The organism is Hydrogenophaga sp. RWCD_12, assembly GCF_046604225.1.
Classification (GTDB): Bacteria; Pseudomonadota; Gammaproteobacteria; order Burkholderiales; family Burkholderiaceae_C; genus Hydrogenophaga.
The window spans coordinates 204,283-220,323 of the sequence record NZ_JBKIXC010000001.1; the positions used below are offsets into that span (position 1 = coordinate 204,283).

The 16,041-nt window shown below is 67.9% G+C and carries 13 protein-coding genes; 4 read left to right on the forward strand and 9 right to left on the reverse strand.

From position 1 onward, the window contains the following. The first annotated feature begins 92 nt into the window (after positions 1 to 92). Positions 93 to 800: a histidine utilization repressor gene (gene hutC / locus ACLIJ1_RS01020; RefSeq protein WP_411363617.1), complete on the forward strand. Its 708-nt coding sequence runs from the start codon at positions 93 to 95 to the stop codon at positions 798 to 800. Positions 801 to 861: 61 nt separating this feature from the next. Here hutC and ACLIJ1_RS01025 read toward each other — a convergent pair whose 3' ends face one another. From ACLIJ1_RS01025 to ACLIJ1_RS01045, 5 genes are read right to left on the reverse strand one after another with little or no spacing between them, the layout of a single operon-like run. After that, positions 862 to 1,677 (reverse strand): LytR/AlgR family response regulator transcription factor, encoded by an 816-nt coding sequence (locus ACLIJ1_RS01025; protein WP_411363618.1) that lies wholly within the window; start codon positions 1,675 to 1,677, stop codon positions 862 to 864. Then, the gene (locus ACLIJ1_RS01030; protein WP_411363619.1) at positions 1,674 to 2,777 is read right to left on the reverse strand and encodes a sensor histidine kinase; all 1,104 of its coding nucleotides are present in this window, start codon (positions 2,775 to 2,777) and stop codon (positions 1,674 to 1,676) included. The genes ACLIJ1_RS01025 and ACLIJ1_RS01030 overlap by 4 nt, the downstream gene beginning before the upstream one ends. After that, positions 2,774 to 3,853 carry an alpha/beta hydrolase family protein gene (locus tag ACLIJ1_RS01035; protein ID WP_411363620.1) on the reverse strand — a complete coding sequence of 360 codons (1,080 nt, stop codon included), beginning with the start codon at positions 3,851 to 3,853 and terminating at the stop codon, positions 2,774 to 2,776. The genes ACLIJ1_RS01030 and ACLIJ1_RS01035 overlap by 4 nt, the downstream gene beginning before the upstream one ends. 25 nt (positions 3,854 to 3,878) lie before the next feature. Further along, on the reverse strand, positions 3,879 to 4,178 hold the full coding sequence (locus tag ACLIJ1_RS01040) for a 2TM domain-containing protein (protein ID WP_411363621.1): 300 nt from the start codon (positions 4,176 to 4,178) through the stop codon (positions 3,879 to 3,881). A gap of 57 nt (positions 4,179 to 4,235) precedes the next feature. Further along, the gene (locus tag ACLIJ1_RS01045) at positions 4,236 to 4,790 is read right to left on the reverse strand and encodes a DUF6622 family protein (protein WP_411363622.1); all 555 of its coding nucleotides are present in this window, start codon (positions 4,788 to 4,790) and stop codon (positions 4,236 to 4,238) included. 197 nt (positions 4,791 to 4,987) lie between these two features. On the opposite strand from ACLIJ1_RS01045, the gene ACLIJ1_RS01050 reads away from it, so the two are divergent. After that, entirely contained in the window at positions 4,988 to 5,560 is a 573-nt protein-coding gene (locus ACLIJ1_RS01050) for a hypothetical protein (protein ID WP_411363623.1), read from the forward strand. Between the two features lie 12 nt (positions 5,561 to 5,572). Continuing rightward, positions 5,573 to 6,397: an undecaprenyl-diphosphate phosphatase gene (locus ACLIJ1_RS01055; protein ID WP_411363624.1), complete on the forward strand. Its 825-nt coding sequence runs from the start codon at positions 5,573 to 5,575 to the stop codon at positions 6,395 to 6,397. Here the strand turns inward: ACLIJ1_RS01055 and ACLIJ1_RS01060 are convergent. From ACLIJ1_RS01060 to mutS, 4 genes are read right to left on the reverse strand one after another with little or no spacing between them, the layout of a single operon-like run. After that, positions 6,381 to 8,294: a PAS domain S-box protein gene (locus ACLIJ1_RS01060; RefSeq protein ID WP_411363625.1), complete on the reverse strand. Its 1,914-nt coding sequence runs from the start codon at positions 8,292 to 8,294 to the stop codon at positions 6,381 to 6,383. The two genes, ACLIJ1_RS01055 and ACLIJ1_RS01060, sit on opposite strands and share 17 nt — an antisense overlap. Before the next feature lie 34 nt (positions 8,295 to 8,328). Then, complete coding sequence (locus ACLIJ1_RS01065) at positions 8,329 to 9,165, reverse strand: alpha/beta fold hydrolase (RefSeq protein ID WP_411363626.1); 837 nt, start codon at positions 9,163 to 9,165, stop codon at positions 8,329 to 8,331. Continuing rightward, a complete protein-coding gene (locus ACLIJ1_RS01070; RefSeq protein WP_411363627.1) occupies positions 9,165 to 9,992 on the reverse strand; it encodes a peptidase in 828 nt (275 codons plus the stop codon). Before ACLIJ1_RS01070 ends, ACLIJ1_RS01065 begins: the two co-directional genes overlap by 1 nt. Continuing rightward, a complete protein-coding gene (mutS, locus tag ACLIJ1_RS01075) occupies positions 9,989 to 12,589 on the reverse strand; it encodes a DNA mismatch repair protein MutS (RefSeq protein WP_411364761.1) in 2,601 nt (866 codons plus the stop codon). The genes ACLIJ1_RS01070 and mutS overlap by 4 nt, the downstream gene beginning before the upstream one ends. Positions 12,590 to 12,740: 151 nt before the next feature. On the opposite strand from mutS, the gene ACLIJ1_RS01080 reads away from it, so the two are divergent. Further along, complete coding sequence (locus tag ACLIJ1_RS01080; RefSeq protein WP_411363628.1) at positions 12,741 to 16,037, forward strand: PAS domain-containing protein; 3,297 nt, start codon at positions 12,741 to 12,743, stop codon at positions 16,035 to 16,037. The last annotated feature ends 4 nt before the right edge of the window (positions 16,038 to 16,041 follow it).

The window sequence follows — 16,041 nt, forward strand, 5'->3', positions numbered from 1 at the left end:
TCTGTCCGGACAAGTCAAGCCATCGGTTGGCTAAATGTATATACAAATTGTGCCGAAGTAAACTGAGCTGTCAAGTCAATAACCCTGCGGCGATGAGCAACACCCCGACCCCACCGGCCTACCAGCGCGTCAAGCAGCACGTGCTGGAGCGCATCCAGAACGGGCAGTGGAAAGAGGGCGACGCGATCCCGGGCGAGGAAGCGCTGGCGCGCGAATTCGGCGTTTCGCGCATGACGGTTAACCGCGCGATCCGCGAACTGAGCGACGAACAGATCGTCGAACGGGTGCAGGGCTCGGGCACCTATGTGGCACAGCAGAAGTACCAGTCGACGCTGGTCGCGATCCGCAACATCGCCGAGGAAATCGCCGCGCGCGGCCACCAGCACCGCAGCGAGCTGCACAAGCTGGAGCGCGTGAAGGCGGGCGAGGTGCTGGGGCGGGCCTTTGGCCTGAAGCCCGAAGCAACGCTGTTCCATTCGGTGGTGGTGCACTTCGAGAATGGCCAGCCGATCCAGGTCGAGGACCGGCATGTGAACCCCGAGGTCGCGCCGGACTACCTGGCGCAAGACTTCACCTCACAGACCCCCAACGCCTACCTGATGCGGGTCGCGCCGCTGCAGGGCGTGAGCTTTGCGATCGAGGCCTGCCTGCCGCCGGCGGGCATCGGCGAGATGCTGGCGATGCCGGCGAACGAGCCCTGTCTGGTGCTGCGGCGGCAGACGCGGTCGATGGGGCGGGTGGCGTCGGTGGCAGCGATGTGGCACCCGGCTTCGCGGTATCAATTCACCGGGAGTTTTTGAGACTCCCCCCTGCGCCGCTGCGCGGCTGACCTGGAACCAGGCTACCTGTCTCGGGATGCGCTTACATCGCCTTGAAACGGCCTGCGTACAGCCGGCTGACCGGCACGCGCTCTTTCAGCCCGCGCACTTCCAGGCTGAGCTTGCCGGCCTCGTCGCGGTGCACGCTGCGGATCGCGGTGGCGCGCACCACGGTGCCTCGGTGCACCTGCCAGAACACGCTGGCGTCCAGCTGCGGCAGCAGGTCCTTGAGCGGGGTGCGGATCAGCAGGTCGGCCTCGCCGGTCAGCACCCGCACGTACTTGTCGGCGGCCTCGAAACACAGCACCTCGTCGACCGGCACCAGGCGGATCTGCTGGCCGACACCGGCCTGGATCACACGCAGCGGCTCGACCGCGGCAGCACCCGACGGAGCGAGCAGCGCGCGCAGCTTCTCCAGCGTCGCATCCAGCGGCGCATCGACGGCCGGTGAAGGCGATGTCGCCGTCGTGCGTTGCGCCAGCAGCGACTGCACCCGCTGCACGGTGCGCGCCAGGCGCTCGGCCTGCACCGGCTTGAGCAGGTAGTCGACCGCCTGTGCCTCGAAGGCCTGCACGGCGTACTGGTCGTAGGCGGTCACGAACACCAGCGCGGGAAACGGGGCACCGTCGGTGGGCCATTCGTCGGCCAGCTCGGCCGCGGCTTCGAGGCCGCTCATGCCAGGCATCCGGATGTCCATGAACACCACGTCAGGGCGCAGGGTCAGTGCCTTGTCGACGGCGGCTGCGCCGTGGCCGGCGGTGGCGACGATGCGCAGTGCGGGCCAGGCGCGCGCCAGTTCGGCCTGCAGCGCGGCAGCCAGCAGCGGTTCGTCTTCGGCGATCAGGGCGGTGGCGTTCATGCGGGTTCGGCGTGGTTCAGCGGCAGCGCGAGGCGGATGGTGGTGCCCGCGCCGGGGCGGCTGTCGACGTCCACACGGCCCGGGCCGCCTGGCAGGCTGTCCATGCGCTCACGCACCTGCGACAGGCCAAAGCCGCCGTCGCGGCGTGGCGCCGGGGTGGCCGTCGTGTCCATGCCGACGCCGGTGTCGGCGACTTCCAGGATCAGCAGGTCGCCGTCGCGGCGCGCACCGACGCTGATGTGGCCGCCTTCGACGCGCGGCTCCAGCCCGTGGCGGATCGCGTTCTCGACCAGCGGCTGCAGCAGCAGCGGCGGCAGCGGAAAGGCCTGCAGGTCATCGGGCAGCGTGAAATCGAAGGCCAGCCGCGTTCCCATGCGCACCGCCATCAGTTCGAGGTAGTCGTTCAGTCGTGCGAATTCATCGGCCAGCGTGTGCGTGCCGGCGGCGGTGTCGCTGCGCGAGGCGCGCAGCGTGGCGCGCAGGTAGTCGTTGAGCCGGTCCAGCATCTGGATGGCGCGCGGCGGGTCGATGGCGATCAGCGCGCGCAGATTGGCGAGCGTGTTGAACAGCATGTGCGGTTCGAGCTGGCTCTCCAGCAGCTTCAGCCGCGCTTCGGTGGCCTGGCGGTGCAGGTCGTCGGCCTTGGCGCGCTGGTAGAAGCCCAGCACGAAGAAACCCGAGATCACCAGCCCGGACACCCAGAAGCCCAGCAGGCGCAGCGGCGACTGGTGGACCATGTCCCAGGTCGAGCGGCCTGCGTAGGCGTCGCCGACGGCGGTGCCCAGTGCGTAGCCGACCGTGCTGCTGACCACCATGTACGCCAGCATGCGCAGCGAGGGCTTCCAGTAATGGGGCGGCGCAACGCCCAGCCAGCCGCGCAGGGCGATGCGCACCGGATCGCTGAGAAACCAGATCGCCGTGCTGATTGCGTAGCTGTAGACTAGGGCGATGTCCAGCGGATGCGTGCGCGCACCCGAACCCCAGAGGATGAGACCGATCGCCAGCGCCACGGTCCAGACCACCACCAGGCGGCGCAGGGTGCGCTCGCGCACGCCAGCGGGGAGCCAGCCGAACAGGCGGTTGGCGATCAGGCGTTTCATGGTTGGGTCATCAGGTGCTGGCGGTGGAACGCGACGATTCTGTCATGCGCCTGCGTCAGGAGCGCCGGATCGAGACCCGGCGTGACATCGCCGCCGCGCACCTGCCCGGCCGCGACCTCGCGTGCCACCGCCTCGGGCCAGGGGCGCAACAGGTCGAAGTGGCCTGCACCCGGCAGTTCGGTCAGCAGGCGGCAAGTGCTGCAGTTCGCCAGCACCTGGCCACTGTGAAACCGGGGCAGCAGCACACGGTCATTCTGCGTTGCCACGATACCGACCGGCACGCGGATGCGCGCCAGGCTCTCGGGCGTGAAGATCGCCGCGACCGGCACGGCCAGCGTGACCGCTGCGATGCGCGGATCCGGCCGCGGTTCGGGCTGGTCGGTGGTGGGCGTGCGGCCGCCTTGCAGGGCGCGCAGGTCGGCCGGCAAGTAAGCGTCGGGCACGCCCTTGGCCGCTTCGAAGCGCTTCGCGCGCTCGGCCTTCTGTTCGGGTGTGACCGCGCCCTGCAGGCAGAAGCCGGGGTCCTCGTCGAGATGCGCGCCGCAGTGACGGACCAGCGCCAGCATGCTCCACTGCCCACCCGCCAGCGACAGCGCCGTCACGCCGCCGGCCGACATGCCGTGCACGCCGACGCGGGAGAGGTCGAGCTGCTTCGACCACTTCGGGTCGGCGGCCAGCGCGTCAATGGCCTGAACCGCCTCGGCGGGGCGCCGGCGGAACGAGTCGGGGCCGGAGAGCCGGTGGTCACGGAAGTTGTCGCCCTCATGTTCGACCTGGGCGACGACGAAACCGGCGCGGGCCAGCGCGGCGGCCAGCGCGTGGTCGGCGGTGGCCGATCCACCGGTGCCGTGCGACATCACGATCAGGCGGTGCTGGCCGGGCGACAGCGGCGCATCGGGTGCGACGTCCAGACGGAAGGGGCCGAATTCGACCGCGCGTGCGGTGCTGGCGGTGGGATAGACCAGGGTCAGCGGGCGGCCCTGGACGGGCAGGGTGGCCAGCCCGACCTGGGCCTGGGCCGACAGCGCGGTCAGCAGGGCCAGGCCGGTGGCGAGGCGGGTGAGGTGCTTGTGCATGGGCGTGTCCGGTGGAGCCGTTGGGTCAGGCGGAGTGCGGGCCTTGCTGACCCTGCAGACGCTGGCGTTCGGCCTGCACCATGCGTTCGCGCAGCCCGCTGCCGGTCACCAGCACGCGCAGACCGTGGATGGCGAGTGCCAGTCCCCAGCCCAGCGCGGCGCCCACCGGCAGGTGGCGGCCGTTGGTGTAGGCCAGCAGGCTCAGGCCGCCGATGACGGCAAGGTAGACGGCGGCGTGGGTCAGCCAGCCCAGGCGGGTCTTGACGGTGCGGCGGGCCTGGCGGTCGAGGTCGCGGGAGAGGTCGGTGGTGTGGGTGGTGTTCATGGTGGGCTCCTGGAAAAGGGGAAAGAGGGTATTGAGGGTGACGACAGGGAAAGCGGTTCAGGCGCAGGCCGGGGTGGCGGGCTGGCGGGCGGCCAGTTGCCACAGCGAGAAGGGGCGGGCGGCGAAGTAGCCGGTGAGGGCGCCGTAGCCGGCGCACATCCCCAGGGCGAAGGCGGGTTCTAGGCGCAGGGTGGGCTGCATCGCGAGTTCCACGCCGATGCCGTACTTCAGGAAGAAGATCGCCAGGATGGTGAGCAGCGGCACCACACTGCCAGGCACCACGAATCGGTCGGCAGACGCGTCGTAGCGGGTGCCGGGGCGGGGACCGGAGCGGGTGCCCAGCAGCATCAGCACCGCGAAGGCGGCCAGCCAGACCAGCAGGCCGGGGGCCAGCCAGGGCGTGGACGACAGGTCCCGGGCCAGGTTCACGAGCGAAAACAGCGCCAGGCCGATGGCCGGGGCGACGGCGCGGCGCCAGGTCAGGCGCCGGGTGCGCAGTTGCGACACCCCCAGCAGCACCAGGGCGGCCAGCAGCCCCCAGACCCAGGATGGGGTCTTCTGAACGATGGTGAGGGCGGCTTCGGGGTGGTCGGTGAGCAGTTGGAACAGCATGGTGGTCTCCGGTGGGTGGGTCGATGGAACGCACTGTGCCGACGGGGCTGCGCCGGCGCCACGGCCGCGGGACGGAATGGCCGGATCGGTGCGCGAAACGTTTCCTGACGGGAGCGAAACGCGGGTCTTCCTACAATCGCCCGTCCGGCTGCCCCTGCGACAGCCACCCTTGTCGGACCTGAAAAGGACCATTTCCCATGCATCTGACGACCCCGTTGCGCCGCCGGCTCGCTTTTGGCGCCCTGATGGCGCTTGCCCTGGCCGGTTGCGGCGGGCTGCCCACCGGCCCGCGCCAGATCGACATCAGCGAGAGCCAGCTGCTGGCGCGCATGTCCGCCCAGCTGCCGGTCAAGCAGCGGTACCTCGGCCTGTTCGAGGTCACGCTGGACCAGCCGCGGCTGCGTCTGCGGCCGGAAGAAAACCGGCTCGGCAACGATGTGGCCTACCGCATCGAAGTGGCGCTGCCCGGCATGGCCGACATCCGGGGCCGGCTGGAGATGAGCTACAGCCTGCGCTTCGAACCGTCGGACACCACGCTGCGCCTCACGCAGGCGCGCATCGAGCGACTGGATGTCGAGGGGCTGAACGCTGCCCAGGCGGCGCAGGTGAGGAAGGTGGGCGGCCTGCTGAGCGAAGACCTGATGAAGGAAGCGGTGGTGCACCGCTTCCGGAAAGAAGACCTGGAGTCGCTGGCCGGTCGCGGATACCGGCCCGGTGCGATCCGTGTGGTGCCCGGCGGGCTGCGCATCCAGCTGGACCTGATTCAATAAGACCAAGCGAACATGGACCTGATTTTTCTGATCAAGACCGCCCTGATGGGCGTGGTGGAAGGACTGACCGAGTTCCTTCCCGTGTCATCGACCGGCCACCTGATCCTGGCCGGCTCGTTGCTGGGTTTTCACGACGAACGCGCCAAGGTGTTCGAGATCGCGATCCAGACCGGTGCGATCCTCGCGGTCATCATCGTCTACTGGCAACGCATCCGCCAGACCATCGTTGACCTGCCCAGCCAGCGGCAGGCGCAGCGATTCGCGCTCAATGTCGTGATCGGCTGTGTGCCGGCGGTGGTGCTGGGTCTGCTGTTTTCCAAGGCCATCAAGGCGCACCTGTTCAACCCGACCTCGGTCGCGATGGCGTTCATCGTCGGCGCCTTCGTGATCCTGTGGGCCGAGAAGCGGCCGCAGTCGGCGGCGCGCGTGCAGGCCATCGACGACCTCACGCCCATCGATGCGCTCAAGGTCGGGCTGGCGCAGTGCTGCGGCCTGATTCCCGGCACCAGCCGCTCGGGCTCGACCATCATCGGCGGCATGCTGTTTGGCCTGTCTCGGCCGGTGGCGACCGAGTTCAGCTTTTTCCTGGGCATCCCGATCCTGATCGGTGCCGGGGCCTACGACACCTACAAGGCGCGGGCACTGCTGTCGGCGGCCGATGCGCCGATGTTTGCGGTCGGCCTGCTGTTCTCATTCCTCAGCGCCTGGGTCTGCATCCGCTGGCTGCTGCGTTATGTGGCCAGCCACAGCTTCACACCGTTTGCCTGGTACCGGATCGCCTTCGGAGCACTGATCCTGCTGTCGGCCCACTTCGGTTGGGTCAACTGGGCAGGGTGAAGCTGAAGGTGGCGCCCTGACCGGGGGCGCTGTGGGCTTCCAGCACGCCACCGTGGCGCTGCACGATGAGGCGGGCGGTTGCCAGACCGATGCCCAGACCGGCGAACTCGTTGGGCTGGTGCAGACGCTGGAACGGCTGGAAAAGCTTGTCGGCGCGACCCATGTCGAAGCCGGCGCCGTTGTCGCTGACGCAGATGAACCTCGCACCGTCGCGCAGCTCGGTGAAGACCCGGATCTGCGCGCGCGGCGCGGCCGAGGTGTATTTCCAGGCGTTGTGCAGCAGGTTCTGCATCAGGGCTTCGATCAGCGGCGGGTCGGCCAGCACCTCGATGTCCGGTTCGACCGACCAGTCGACGTGGCGCAAGGGGTCTGCGGTCGTGAGCTCGTCGAGCTGGTGCTGCGCGATGCCGCTGATGCTCAAGGGCACCCGCTGCACCTCACCCCGTCCGTACTGCGACAGCTTGAGCAGGCCGTCGATCAGCTCCCCCATCTTCTTGCTCGCGGCCATGATGCGCGAGAGGTGGTCGTGTGCGGCGGTGCCCAGGTCGGGCTGGTCTTCCTTGAGGGCCTGCGCGAAGCCGTTGATGATGCGCAGCGGTGAGCGCAGGTCGTGCGCCACGGCGTAGGAGTAGCTTTCCAGTTCGTCGTAGGCATCGCGCAGGGCACGCGTGCGGTCCTGGATGCGCTGCTCCAGCGAGGCATTGAGCCGCTGGAATTCAAGCTCGATGCGCTTGCGGTCCGTGATGTCCAGCGTGACGCCCAGGGCACGCACCGCATTGCCCTTGTCGTCGCGTTCGAACTCTGCCTTGACCGAGTGCCAGTACTCCTTGCCCTCGAGCAGAACCCGGTATTCGATCTCGTACGGCACCTCGCCCTTGACCGCCCTGGCCCATTGCTTCTGCACCCTGGGCTGGTCGCTCGGGTGGATGTGTTGCAGCACCTCGCTGATCGCATAGTCGCCGCGCGGAAAGCTCAGGAACGTGCTGCTGCCCGGCAGGGCCGAGATGCGGCTGGTCTCCATGTCGGCTTGCCAGGCCCCCATCCGGGCCAGCTTCTGGGCCTGGTCGAGCAGGTTCTTGCTTGTGCGCAACGCTTCTTCGGCCGACTTCTGCGCGCTGATGTCCTGTGCCACGGAGATGAAATAGTCCGGCTGGCCGTGGGCCTTGCGCACCAGGGCCACGGTCAGCTGGGCCCAGACGGTGTGGCCGTCCTTGTGGAAATAGCGCTTGACCAGGGTGTAGGCCGAGCGACGACCGGCCAGGGCTTCCTGCAGCAGGGCCAGATCGGGGGCGAGATCGTCCGGGTGGGTGATGTCCTGGAAGCGCAGCGTCTCCAGCTCTTCCTTGCTGTAGCCGATCATGTCGCAGAAGGTCTGGTTGGTGCGCAGCAGGTGACCGTTGATGTCGACGTGGCTGATGCCCGAGGCGGCGTGTTCGAAGGTGTCGAGGAAACGCTGCTGATTGAGCTGCGCCTCGCGGATCACGTCTTGCATGTGCCGGTTCTGGCGCTGCATGATCCCGATCGTGCCTATCACCACCGCCTGCGTCAGCAGGTGCCATGCGTTGAGCCAGAAAGCCTCGGAGGGGTTGTCGATCGCCAGCGTGCCGTAGGGAGCGACGAGGAAAAAATTGACCAGCACCGTGCCGAGAGCCGTGCTCAGGATGCCAGGGCCCACGCCGCCGAACAGCGCCGACAGGACAACCGCCAGCGAAGCGGTGACAAAGCGGCCGCCCGAATCGGCCGGTGCCAGGGCGATGCGGATCCAGATCGCCAGCACGGTCAGCACAATGGCTGCGCCGTAGCGCTGCCAGGCCGGCCGTCCATGCGGCAACCAGCCTTGGTCAGGCACCCGGGACGCATTGTCCCGGTCGTGCAGGTCGGTGAATCGGGCGCTCATGTCAGCGCACGATCCTACTCTTTGGGACGGCGTTTCACCCTGACAGGGCCTGCAGGACGCCGTCGATGCTGGCGGCGGTGTCCTGGGGATGCTCCATCGGGAACAGGTGGCTGCCCTCGACCATGCGGATGCGCTCGGGGTGCGGGCCGACCAGGCGGTGGGTCATGGACATGCCGACCTGCTGCATTTCCAGCGACCCGGTGCCGCCCAGGAAACCGACCGGGCACTGCAGCGGATGGCGGCGCAGCAGGCGGTCGAGGTTGTGCGGCAGGGTGTTGTAGATCGCGGTTTCGACCTCGCGGTCGAAGGCCAGGACACGCTGCGTGCCGTGGGGCATGTCGGCGTCGACCGTGCCGTGTTCGATGTAGTCGCGCAGCACCTGCGGGTCCCAGCGGGCGAAGGCCTTCTTGCGGGCAAAGTGGTCGAAGGCCGACTGCGCGTCGGTCCAGGCATTGCGGCGCCTGCGGCTGATCTTGCCGGGCGAGATCGAACCCACCAGCTGGGTGCGTTTGGCCAGTTCCAGCGCCCGGGCGCGCCAGCCGCCGAGCACCGGCGAGTCGATCAGCAGCACACCACGTACCCCATGCCCACCCAGCTGCGGATGCCGCGCGGCGCACATGATGGAGAGGAATCCGCCCAGCGAATGGCCGACCAGCCAGGCCGGCTTGCCGTGCTTCTGAATCTCCGGGCCGGCAAAGTCGGCGAGTTGCTGCACCAGGTGCGGCCAGTTGCTGCTGACCGGGTACTTCGGATCGTGACCGAACTTCTCCAGCGCCCGCACCGTGTGGCCGCGGGAGCGCAGCGACTTGAACAGCACGCCATAGGTGCTGGCCGGGAAGCTGTTGGCGTGGGAGAAGACGATCAGCGACATCAGATCAGCTTCTCTTTGGGGTTGGTGATCTTCTTGAGTGGCAGGCTGCGGGCCGTGTCGCAGATCAGCGGGACATTGGTCGGGCTGCCGTCCCACGCCGGGTCTTCGATGCTGTCGAACACCTCGCGCAGCTTCTGGCCCCAGGTGCTGTGCACCATGCGGAAGTAGGGGTTGTTCTCGTCGATGCAGGTGATCTTGTCGCTCTGCAGCTTGTTGGCTTCGTAGACCGCCATGTCCAGCGGAAGTCCCACCGACAGGTTGGACTTGAGGGTGCTGTCCATGGAGACCAGCACGCACTTGGCGGCTTCGTCCAGCGGTGTGTCGGGCGTGATCACGCGGTCGAGCACCGGCTTGCCGTACTTGGATTCGCCGATCTGGAAGAACGGCGTCTCGGGCGTGGCTTCGATGAAGTTGCCGGCCGAATAGACCTGGAACAGGCGCATGCCTTCGTTGCCGATCTGGCCGCCGAAGATCATGGAGACGTTGAAGTCCACGCCAGCGCGTTTGAGCGAATCACCGTCGCGCTCGAACACATGCCGCACTGCCGAGCCCAGCACCCGGGCGGCGTCGAACATGCTCTTGGCGTTCCAGATCGTGACCGGCGCTTCGCCTTCGTCGCCCGACAGTTGTTCGACCTGCAGGATCTCGCGCACCGACTGCGAAATGCTCAGGTTGCCGGCCGAGAGCAGGCACATGAAGCGGTCTCCCGGCTTCTCGTAGACGATCATCTTGCGGAAGGTGCTGATCTGGTCCAGGCCCGCATTGGTGCGGGAGTCGGAGAGAAAGACCAGTCCGGCCTTGAGTTTGACGGCGACGCAGTAAGTCATGGTTGTTGTGAAAGTTTCTTGAGGGCGTACAACTGGTCCAGCGCCTCGCGCGGACTCAGGGTGTCGGGGTCGATGGCGGCCAGGGCGGCGACCACCGGGGGCGTTTCGGGTTCGGGCGCGGCGGGCGGCGGCGCGAACAGGTCGACCTGCACGCGGCTGCTTTCGCTGTGGGCTTCGAGTGCCGCCAGCGCGTGTTTCGCGTGTTGCACCACCGCGCCGGGCACGCCAGCCAGGCGCGCGACCTGGATGCCGTAGCTGCGGCTGGCCGGACCGGGTTCGATCTGGTGCAGGAACACGATGCCGCTCTTGCCGCCGCCTTCGACCGCGCTCACGTGCACGTTGACCGCGCCATGGTGGCCGGCGGGAAACTCGGTCAGCTCGAAATAGTGGGTGGCGAACAGGGTGAAGCAGCGTGCCTTGTCGTGCAGGTGGGCGGCGATCCCGCCGGCCAGTGCCAGGCCGTCGAAGGTGGAGGTGCCGCGGCCGATCTCGTCCATCAGCACCAGGCTCTCGGGCGTCGCGGCGTGCAGGATCTGCGCGGCCTCGGTCATCTCGACCATGAAGGTGGACTGGGCATTGGCCAGGTCGTCGGCCGCGCCGATGCGGGTGTGGATGGCGTCGATCGGTCCCAGTCGGCAGCTGGCGGCGGGCACGTAGCTGCCCATGCTGGCCAGCAACACGATCACCGCGACCTGGCGCATGTAGGTGCTCTTGCCGCCCATGTTGGGGCCGGTGATGACCTGCATGCGCTGTTTGCCGCCCAGCACCGTGTCGTTGGCGATGAAGCTGCCGCCGGTGGTTTCATTGAGCCGCGCTTCGACGACGGGATGGCGACCGCCGCGGATCTCGATGCAGGGCTCGGGCGTGAACTGCGGTTCGGTCCAGGCCAGTGTCAGCGAACGCTCGGCCAGGGCGCACAGCGCATCCAGTGCGGCCATGGCGCGGGCCAGCTTCGTCAGCGGGTCGATCCAGGCCTGCAGTTCGTCCAGCAGCAGTTCGTAAAGATGTTTCTCTCGCGCCAGTGCACGGTCCTGCGCCGACAGGGCCTTGTCTTCGAAGGCCTTGAGTTCCGGTGTGATGAAGCGCTCGGCGTTCTTGAGCGTCTGGCGGCGGCGGTAGTCGCCCGGCACCTTGTCGATCTGGCCCTGCGTGACCTCGATGTAGAAGCCGTGCACCTTGTTGAACTGCACCCGCAGGTTGGCAATGCCGGTGCGGGCGCGTTCGCGGGTTTCCAGGTCGATCAGGAAGCCGTCGCAGTTGGTCTGGATGGCGCGCAGTTCGTCCAGCTCGGCGTCGAAGCCGTCAGCAATCACGCCGCCGTCGCGGACCAGCGCGGCCGGCTCGGGCTGGATCGCCTGCGCCAGCAGTTCGGCGCAGCCGGCCGGTGGCTTCAGTTCGCCGGCAATGCGCTGCAGCAGCGCCGGGGGCGTGGCGCCCAGACCTGCGGAGAGCGTGCGCGACAGTTGCAACGAGCGTCCGAGCGTGGCCGTCAGCCCGACCAGTTCGCGCGGGCGCACCTGGCGCAGCGCGGTGCGGGCGGTGATGCGCTCGACGTCGCTCGATCCCTTGAGTTCGACCCGCAGGGTCTGCCACAGGCCATGGCGCAGCAGACCGATGGCGGTCAGCCGCTCGCGCGCTTGCGTGCGCTCGCGGCGCGGCTCGAGCATCCACTGGCGCAGCGCGCGGCTGCCCATGCCGGTGTGGCAGCTGTCCAGCAACGAAAACAGCGTGGGGCTGGTCTCGCCGCGCAGGGTGTGGGTGAGTTCGAGATTGCGTCGTGTGTTGACCGGCAGGTCGATGAGCTCGCCGCTGCGGGCGACCTGCAGGCTCTTGACATGGGTGAGGGCCCGGCCCTGCGTGTGTTCGGCATACGACAGCAGGGCGGCGGCAGCGCCGTGGGCGTCTTTCAGGTCCTGTGCTTCCCAGGCGGCCAGGCTCGCGGCCTGCAGCTGTTCGAGCAGCTTGCGTTCGCCGAGGTTGCCATCAAACGCCCAGGCCGGCCGAACCACCGCCACCGCGCGCTGCCCGCTGGGCAAAGGCTGGGCCGTCAACTGCTGCAGCGTTTTTTCAAACGCGGGCGTGACCTCGGCGCTGTAGAGCAGCTCGCCAGGGCCGACGCGGGCGATCCAGTCGCCCAGTTCGTCGCTGGCGCACTGGGCCAGGAAGACAATGCCCTGCGTGACCGAGAGCCAGGCCAGACCCATGCCCTGCCGGGCACCCGGATGCACGGCCATCAGCATCGCCTCTGTCTTTTCCGACAGCAGCTCGGTGTCGGTCAGGGTGCCGGGCGTGACCACGCGCACCACCTTGCGCTCGACCGGGCCCTTGGCGGTGGCCACGTCGCCGACCTGTTCGCAGATCGCCACCGACTCGCCGAGCTTGATCAGGCGGGCCAGGTAACTTTCGACCGATTGGAACGGGACGCCGGCCATGATCACCGGCTCGCCGGCCGACTGGCCGCGCTGCGTCAGCGTGATGTCCAGCAGCCTCGAGGCCTTTTCGGCGTCGCCGTAGAACATCTCGTAGAAGTCGCCCATGCGATAGAACAGCAGCGTGTCCGGATACCCGGCCTTGAGGGCCAGATACTGCTGCATCATGGGAGTGTGGCGGTCCAGCGGGGCGGTCAAGGCGGGCTCGGAAAACGGGGCGGAAAAGCGGACTACTTTAGCAGTTCGGGCTCTTCCCCTGCCTGCGGCGGTGCCCCACAATGGCCCGGTTTTCCACCCGTGTCGCCCCGTCCATTGCTTCATGCCGTCCGACCCCACCGAAACCCCGCCACCGAACGGTGTACCCGCTGCGGCATCCTCGCTGCCCTTTGACCGGATGTTCGAGGCGTCGCCGCTGGCGGCCTGTCTCACGCGCCGTGCCGACGGGAGGTTCATGGCGATCAACCGCGCCTGGGAGGCCTTGACCGGCCTGTCGCGCGAACAGGTGATCGGGCGCACTGGCGTCGAACTGGGACTTTGGCACCAGGTGCAGGACCGCGAGCAGTACGTCAACGCGCTGCAGTTTGGCGACGGCCCCAGCTGCGCGACCATGATCCGGGGACAGTTGCGCCATGTGCGCATGCTCACTTCCGTGATCGAACATGGAGCTGAACCGGCGTTGCTGGTCTACCTGCTCGATATCAGCCACGAAGTCGAGGCCGAGAAGGAACGGGATCGCACGCAGGAAGCCCTGCAGGCCGCGAACCGCGATCTGCAGCAGCAGGTCGAGCTGCACGCCGCCATCGAGAAGACCGCACAGGTCGGGCACTGGACCAACGCGCCCAGCGATGAAGAGGTGATCTGGTCGCCCGGGCTGTATGAAATCACGGGACTGACACCGCAGCCGACATTGCGGCGCGGCCTGGGACGGGGTGGGATCCATCCCGATGACATGCCCGCCTGGCTGGCGGCGCGCGAGGCCTGCGACGGGAGCGACGTCGAATTCCGATGGACGCGCCCCGATGGGCAGGTGCGCTGGATGCGCACCCGCATCAGCCAGACGGCAGTCAAGGGCATCCCGCGCACCGACTTCGGGGTGGTGCAGGACATCACGCCGCAGCGGGACGCCATCCGCGTGCAGGCCGAGCAGCTGAGCCTGCTGCAGAACATCACCGCGCGGGTGCCCGGCGTGGTGTTCCAGGGACGGGTTCCCGTCAAGGGGTGGGGCAACTTCCAGTACGTCAGCGACATGGTGCGCGACCTGATCGGGCTGGAGCCGGAGCAGCTGTACCTGGACGGCCGTGCCCTGTTCACACGCGTGCATCCGGACGACGTGATGCCGATGAGCACGTCCATCTGGGAATCCACCACGCAACGGACCTTCTGGTGCCAGGCGTTCCGCGTGAACCACCCGACCAAGGGACTTCGCTGGTGCAGCGCGGAGGGCCTGCCGCAGCTGCAGCCCGATGGGTCCGTGCTGTGGCACGGCTATGTGCACGACGTGACCGAAGCGCGTCAGGCAGCCCAGGAGATGGAGCGCCAGCACCGCATGCTGGACGCGGTCCGTCTGGCTCAGGCTGCCTACATCGAGGCCGACGACAAGCGCCAGGCCTTCGACGGCCTGCTCACGGCTTTTCTCGCGGTCACCGACAGTGCCTTCGGATTCGTGGGGGAGGTGCTGTACGACGATGGGGGGCTTCCCTACCTCAAGACCCACGCGATCACCAACATCGCCTGGAACGATGTCACCCGCCAGATGGTTGCCGAGCAGATGGATGCGGGTCTGGAGTTTCGCAACCTCAAGACCCTGTTCGGTCACTCGCTCGTGACTGGCGAGACCGTGATCACCAACGACCCCGCGTCCGACCCGCGCAGTGCGGGCCTGCCGCAAGGTCATCCGCCGATGTTGTCCTATCTGGGCATTCCGCTGGCCATCGGCGGGAAGCTCATTGCGATGGTGGCCCTGGCCAACACGCCGGGTGGCTACCGGGAAGAAGACGTGGAGTTCCTGCAGCCGCTGCTGGGCACCGTGCGGCAGCTGGTGATGGCGCGGCGTGGCCACGCCGAGCGGCAGCGCTCGCGGCTGCAGCTGCAGGCGACCAGCGCGCTGCTGGCCGAAAAAAGCGCCGCCCTGCAGGTCACTCTGGACAGCATCAGCCAGGGGCTGTCCAAGATGGACGCCACCGGGCGGGTCACCGTCTACAACCGCCGCCTGCTGGAACTGCTGGACCTGCCCGACGAGCTGCTGTCAAGCCAGCCTTCGCACGAGTTCATCGTGCGGTACCAGACCGAGCGGGGGGACTTCGGTCCAGGTTTCGAGCTGGTGGAGCCGGCCGCGCGCGAATACATCTCGACCCACAAGGTGCCGGCACCAGACAGCTACTGGCGACGCACGCGCGATGGCCGCACGCTGGAGATCCGCTCACGCACCCTGCCCGAAGGTGGCCTGGTGCGCACCTACACCGACGTGACCCCGTACATCGAGGCGGAAGAGGCTTTGCGGGACGAACGGCAGCGCCTGGAATGGGTGCTTGAGGCCACTGGCCCAGGAATCTGGGAGCTGGACGTCACGACCGAACAGCTCATGTTCAGTGAGCGCTGGGCTGCGCTGCTGGGCTACCGGCAGCGCGAGCTGGAGGCGGCGACACGCGACACCTGGCGCGCGCTGGTGCATCCCGACGACCTGGCACGGGCCCAGTCGCTGCTGGAGACGCATCTTCGGGGTGAATCACCGGTGTACGACTGCGACCTGCGCATGCGCCACAAGCGCGGCGACTGGCTCTGGTTCAATGACCGGGGCCGGGTGCACCAGCGCGATGAAAACGGCGCTCCGCTGTATATGTCCGGCACCCTGCTGGACATCCACCTGCGGGTGACGGCCCAGGAGGAGGTTCGTGCGCTCAACGCCAGCCTGGAGCGGCGCGTGGCGGAGCGCACCGCCGAACTGGAACGCTCGATGCGCGACATGGAAGTGATCTCCTACTCGATCGCCCACGACCTGCGTGCGCCGCTGCGCTCGGTCAACGGGTTCGCTTCGCTGGTCGAGGAGCTGGACGGCGAGCACCTGAGTCCCGAAGGTCGCATGATGTTCGTGCGCATTGTCGCGGCCTCGCGCAACATGGGCCAGATGATCACGGACATGCTGGAGCTGCTGCGCGTCGTGCGGGTCGAGATCGAGCCGGTGGCGGTCGACATGAACGCCCTGGCCCGCTCGGTGGTCGAGGCGCTGGCGCCGGGCGTGCCGCACGCTCGGATCAACCTGCACCCGCTGCCACGCGTGATGGGCGACGCCAAGCTGCTGCGACAGCTGCTGGCCAACCTGATGGACAACGCGCTGAAGTACTCGCGCCACCGCGGCGAGCCGGTGATCGATCTCGGGTACAGCAGCGAGCGCTCGGCTTTCTACCTGCGCGACAACGGCATGGGCTTCGACATGGCGCATGCCCACAAGCTCTTCGGCCTGTTCCAGCGCCTGCACGCGGGAGCCTCGGCGCCTGGCGGCACGGGTGTGGGGCTGGCGATTGTGGCGCGCACCCTGGAGCGGCACGGCGGCCGCATCTGGGCCGAAGCAGAGCCCGGGGTCGGCGCCACCTTCTGGTGGAGCCTGCCCCTGGTCTGAGGGC

Excerpts from the sequence above, each read along its gene's own strand:
- hutC (WP_411363617.1), top strand. The coding sequence starts at position 93 with ATGAGCAACACCCCGACCCCACCGGCCTACCAGCGCGTCAAGCAGCAC.
- ACLIJ1_RS01025 (WP_411363618.1), bottom strand. The coding sequence starts at position 1,677 with ATGAACGCCACCGCCCTGATCGCCGAAGACGAACCGCTGCTGGCTGCC.
- ACLIJ1_RS01030 (WP_411363619.1), bottom strand. The coding sequence starts at position 2,777 with ATGAAACGCCTGATCGCCAACCGCCTGTTCGGCTGGCTCCCCGCTGGC.
- ACLIJ1_RS01035 (WP_411363620.1), bottom strand. The coding sequence starts at position 3,853 with ATGCACAAGCACCTCACCCGCCTCGCCACCGGCCTGGCCCTGCTGACC.
- ACLIJ1_RS01040 (WP_411363621.1), bottom strand. The coding sequence starts at position 4,178 with ATGAACACCACCCACACCACCGACCTCTCCCGCGACCTCGACCGCCAG.
- ACLIJ1_RS01045 (WP_411363622.1), bottom strand. The coding sequence starts at position 4,790 with ATGCTGTTCCAACTGCTCACCGACCACCCCGAAGCCGCCCTCACCATC.
- ACLIJ1_RS01050 (WP_411363623.1), top strand. The coding sequence starts at position 4,988 with ATGCATCTGACGACCCCGTTGCGCCGCCGGCTCGCTTTTGGCGCCCTG.
- ACLIJ1_RS01055 (WP_411363624.1), top strand. The coding sequence starts at position 5,573 with ATGGACCTGATTTTTCTGATCAAGACCGCCCTGATGGGCGTGGTGGAA.
- ACLIJ1_RS01060 (WP_411363625.1), bottom strand. The coding sequence starts at position 8,294 with ATGAGCGCCCGATTCACCGACCTGCACGACCGGGACAATGCGTCCCGG.
- ACLIJ1_RS01065 (WP_411363626.1), bottom strand. The coding sequence starts at position 9,165 with ATGTCGCTGATCGTCTTCTCCCACGCCAACAGCTTCCCGGCCAGCACC.
- ACLIJ1_RS01070 (WP_411363627.1), bottom strand. The coding sequence starts at position 9,992 with ATGACTTACTGCGTCGCCGTCAAACTCAAGGCCGGACTGGTCTTTCTC.
- mutS (WP_411364761.1), bottom strand. The coding sequence starts at position 12,589 with ATGATGCAGCAGTATCTGGCCCTCAAGGCCGGGTATCCGGACACGCTG.
- ACLIJ1_RS01080 (WP_411363628.1), top strand. The coding sequence starts at position 12,741 with ATGCCGTCCGACCCCACCGAAACCCCGCCACCGAACGGTGTACCCGCT.